The organism is Burkholderia sp. LMG 13014 (assembly GCF_905232215.1).
Taxonomy (GTDB): domain Bacteria; phylum Pseudomonadota; class Gammaproteobacteria; order Burkholderiales; family Burkholderiaceae; genus Burkholderia.
In genome coordinates this window covers 1-4,419 of the sequence record NZ_CAJNKE010000491.1, presented here as the reverse complement: position 1 = coordinate 4,419, position 4,419 = coordinate 1, and the positions used below count along the sequence as shown (strand labels likewise).

The 4,419-nt window shown below is 67.7% G+C and carries 3 protein-coding genes; all 3 read right to left on the bottom strand.

What is annotated here, in order from left to right; translation table 11 throughout:
• Position 1: 1 nt before the first annotated feature.
• The gene (locus JYJ84_RS29415; RefSeq protein ID WP_174960604.1) at positions 2 to 1,504 is read right to left on the bottom strand and encodes an APC family permease; all 1,503 of its coding nucleotides are present in this window, start codon (positions 1,502 to 1,504) and stop codon (positions 2 to 4) included.
• Positions 1,505 to 1,741: 237 nt separating this feature from the next.
• Complete coding sequence (locus JYJ84_RS29410; RefSeq protein ID WP_122947574.1) at positions 1,742 to 3,082, bottom strand: aspartate aminotransferase family protein; 1,341 nt, start codon at positions 3,080 to 3,082, stop codon at positions 1,742 to 1,744.
• A 70-nt stretch (positions 3,083 to 3,152) separates the two neighbouring features.
• Positions 3,153 to 4,419: aldehyde dehydrogenase family protein (locus tag JYJ84_RS29405; protein WP_205189824.1), on the bottom strand; the 1,267-nt coding region annotated here is incomplete at its 5' end.

Genomic DNA, 4,419 nt, shown 5'->3' with positions numbered 1-4,419 from the left:
TTCACGATGCGACGTGCTCGTTGCGCAGCACTTCCTCGACCGGCACCGGCTTGAACGGATGCCGGCGCTGCACGACGAGCGTCCAGAACAGCGCGTACAGCGCGGTGAGCCCGAGCATCGCGCCGAACGGCACGTAGATGTCGCGCGCGTTCATGCCCGGCGGCGTGATGTACCAGATCGCCAGGATGATGCCGACGCTCGACACGATCTGCGGCAGCGGGAACAGCGGCGAACGGTACGGGCGCGGCAGGTCCGGGCGGCGAATCCGCAGCATCACGACCGACGCGGTGACGAGCAGGTACGCGGTACCCCACGCGCAGGTCGCGGCGAGCACGAGGTGCAGGATGCTGTCGAGATTGCCGTTGATCAGCCACGCGTGGAAGATCGGCACGATCGCCGCCGCGACGATGCCGACCACCGGCGTCTTGAAGCGCGGATGCAGGTATGCGAAGCAGCGCGGCAGCGCGCCGTCGATCGCCATCCCGTACAGGATGCGCGGCAGCCCGGCCATCAGCGTGTTGATCGTCGCGGCGCCCGCGCACAGGAACGCGATGCCGAACCACACGCGGCCGAAGGGCCCAAGCACCTGCAGCGCGAACGCGGGAATCGCGCCCGGCGTGTCGAGCAGGTGCGTGAGGCCGTCGGGGCTGACCGGCACGTTCGCGACCTGGCGGCGGATCGCCGCGCCGTACAGGAACATGCAGATCGCGACGCCGACGAGGCCGAGCGCCATCGCGCGCGGAATCGTCTTGCCTGGCGATTTCATCTCCGGCGCAAGCGGCGTGACGAACTCGCAGCCGACGAACATGAACATCGCCATCCCGACCAGCGACAGCACGGCCGGAATCGACGTGCCGACTTCCGAGCCGCCGAACCAGCCGTCGAGATGCACGGCCGGCGCGGCCGCGAGCCCGAGGATCCCGAAGATCATCAGCGACAGCCACATGCCGGCCGTCAGCACGATCTCGAGCTTGCTGAACACCTTGATGCCGATGATGTTGGTGATCGCGAACGTGACGACGAGGCCGACGCCGACGAGCCACGAGCTGTTGTGCTTCTCGAACGCGGCATTCAGCGATTCGAAATTGACGAGCGCCATGATGCCGCTCAGGATCGTTTCCGCCGTGCCGGCGAACACGTGCACGAGGAAATACGCGGAGATCGTGCCGGTGATCGCCCAGAAGCGGCCGAGCCCGCACGACAGGTAATCGTAAACCGAGCCGGCCGTCGGCAGCATCGCGGCGGCCTCCGAGAAGGTCGTCGCCTGCGCCTGCATCATCACGAACGCGATGATCATCGCGACCGCGAACGCCCAGCCGCCCATCCCGAAGCCCGACGTCGCGGTGAGAATCACCGGGCTTGCCATGATGAGGCCGACGGCGCTCGCCAGCGCGGTCGGAAAACCGACCGCACCCGCGTTCAGCGCCGTGCCGCCACCCGCTTCAGCCGGCGTGCCGGCGGGCGTGTCGCCCGCTGCGCCGGTAACTCCTGACCATCCCGACATCCTTGTCTCCTTCCTGTGTCGCCCCCGGCCGCCGCTTCGTCGGCGGCCGGGGTTCCATGGCTATGCGGTCGGCCCGGGACGGCGCTTCAGCGCTTCGATCCCCGGGCCCCCTGTCAATCACACCTCGATCCGATGTCGAAAAAATACGCAGGCAAAATAATCCGGTCATAGCGCAAATCGGCAAACCGGCGACAGCCGCGCTGCCCGCCGCCGGCGTACCGTCACGCGATCACGCCATCACGCGAACGGCACGGCCTCGAAGCCTGCCGCGAGCGCGTCGACGATCCGGTCGAGCTGCTCGCGCTGGATCACGAGCGGCGGCGACAGGATGATCTTCGTGCCGACCGGGCGCACCAGCACGCCGTTCTCGCGCGCGACTTCCGCGACCGCGTTCGCGTAGCCGGACAGCGGGTCGATCGGCTCGCGCGTGTCCTTGTTCGCAACGAGGTCGAGCGCGAGCATCAGCCCCTTGCCGCGCACCTCGCCGACCGCCGCGAAGCGTTCCGCGAACGGCTTCAACGCTTCGAGCAGATACGCGCCCTGCTTCGCCGCATTCGCCGGCAGGTCTTCCTTCACGACGATGTCGAGGCTCGCGATCGCGGCCGCGCATGCAACCGGGTGGCCCGCATACGTGTAGCCGTGCATGATCGCGCCCCCGAAGTCGGCATTCGCAGCGAACGCGTCCTCGATCCGCGCGTTCACGACCGTCGCGCCGAGCGGCACGTAGCCCGACGAGATCCCCTTCGCGAGACACATGATGTCCGGGCGCACGCCCCAGCCGCGGCTGCCGAACATACTGCCGCTGCGGCCGAAGCCCGTCACGACCTCGTCGGCGATCAGCAGCACGCCGTAACGGTCGCACACCTCGCGCACGAGCGGCCAGTAGTTGGCCGGCGGCACGATCACGCCGCCCGCGCCCTGGATCGGCTCCGCGATGAACGCGGCGACCGTGTCGGGGCTCTGGAACTGGATCTCGCGTTCCAGCATTTCCGCGCAGATCCGGCCGAGTTCCTCCGGATCCTGCGTGAACGGGTTGCGGTACAGCCACGGCGTCTCGACGTGGAAGCAGCCCGGCAGGTTCGGCTCGTAGTTGCGGCGGAACACCGTGTTGCCGTTCACCGACGCGCCGCCGAAGTGCGTGCCGTGATAGCCCTGCTTCAGCGAGATGAACTTCGTGCGGTCGGCCTGGCCGCGCACCTTCCAGTACTGGCGCGCGATCTTCAGCGCGGTCTCGATCGAATCGGAGCCGCCCGAGCTGTACAGCACGCGGCGCATCCCTTCCGGTTCGAGCATGTCGATCACCTTCTTCGACAGCTCCTCTGCACGCGGATGCGAAATGCCGTCGAACAGCTGGAAGTATTCGAGCTCGTCGAGCTGGCGCACGATCGCGTCCTTCACTTCCTGGCGGTTGTGGCCGACGTTCACGTTCCACAGGCCCGCGACGCCGTCGACGAGCTTGCGGCCCTCTTCATCGAACACGTAGCAGCCGTCGCCGCGCACGATGCGGATCGGTTTGCGCTGCTTCATTTCGTTCGGGTGCAGCATCGGGTGCCAGAATTTCGCTTCGTTGTAGCTCATTGCAGTCTCCACTGTCGGATCGTTTGTACCGGAGTCTTTCAGGCTCCGGATTCGGGGTTCATGTCGCGCGTCAGTGCGCGATGCAGACGGATTTGGTTTCGGTGAAGCCTTCGATCGCGTACTGGCCGAATTCGCGGCCGATGCCCGATTGCTTGTAGCCGCCGAACGGCATCGACGGGTCGAGCGGGATATGGCAGTTCACCCACACGGTGCCGGCCTCGATCTGCGGCACGAGGTTCATCACGCGCTTCAGGTCGTTGCTCCAGAGGCTCGCGGCGAGCCCGTACGGCGACGCATTCGCGAGGCGCACCGCGTCGGCCGCGTCGTCGAACGGCACGACGACGATCACCGGGCCGAACACTTCGTCGCGCACGATCGCGCTGTCCGGATGCGGATCGGCGATCACGGCCGGCTTCACGTAGTAGCCGGGCAGGTCGTCGGCCGGCGTGCCGCCCGCTAGGAACGTCAGGCCCGCGCGGCGTGCGCCTTCGATGTGCTGGACGACCTTGTCGCGATGGTGCGCGGAGACCAGCGGGTTGATCTGCGCGGTCGTGTCGAGCCCCGCGCCGAGCTTCATCGACTGCGCGATGCCCGCGAGGCCGTCGGCGAGCTGCGCGAACTTGCTGCGATGCACATAGATGCGCGACGCGGCCGCGCACACCTGCCCCTGGTTGAAGAACGCGCCGGCGGCGACGCCGTCGAGCGCCTGCGCGACGTCGATGTCGTCGAGCATCACGATCGGGTTCTTGCCGCCGAGTTCGAGCGAGAAGCGCGTCATGTTCTGCACGGCCGCCGCGCCGACCAGCTTGCCGGTCGCGGTCGAGCCCGTGAACGAGATCTTCGCGATCGACGGATGGCTCGAAAGCGCGGCGCCGCACACGCGGCCGCCGGTGACGACGTTGAACACGCCGGGCGGCACGCCGGCTTCGAGCGCGAGCTCGGCCAGGCGCAGCGCGGTGAGCGGCGTTTCCGGCGACGGCTTCAGCACGATCGTGCAGCCGGCCGCGAGCGCGGGGATCAGCTTCCACACCGCGATCATCAGCGGAAAATTCCACGGCACGATCGCGGCGACCACGCCGACCGGCTCCTTGCGCGTATAGGCCGTATAGCGCGCGCCGGGCGGGAACGGGATCGACACGTCGAGCGTCTGGCCGGTGATCTTGGTGGCCCAGCCGGCCATGTAACGCACGTATTCGACGCTCGCGCCAACCTCGATCGCGCGCGACACGTGGATCGACTTGCCCTGGTTCAGCGTTTCGAGCTGCGCGAGCGTTTCGGCGTCGGCTTCGATCAGGTCGGCGAGTTTCAGCAGGATGCGTTCGCGGTCGGCCGGGCGC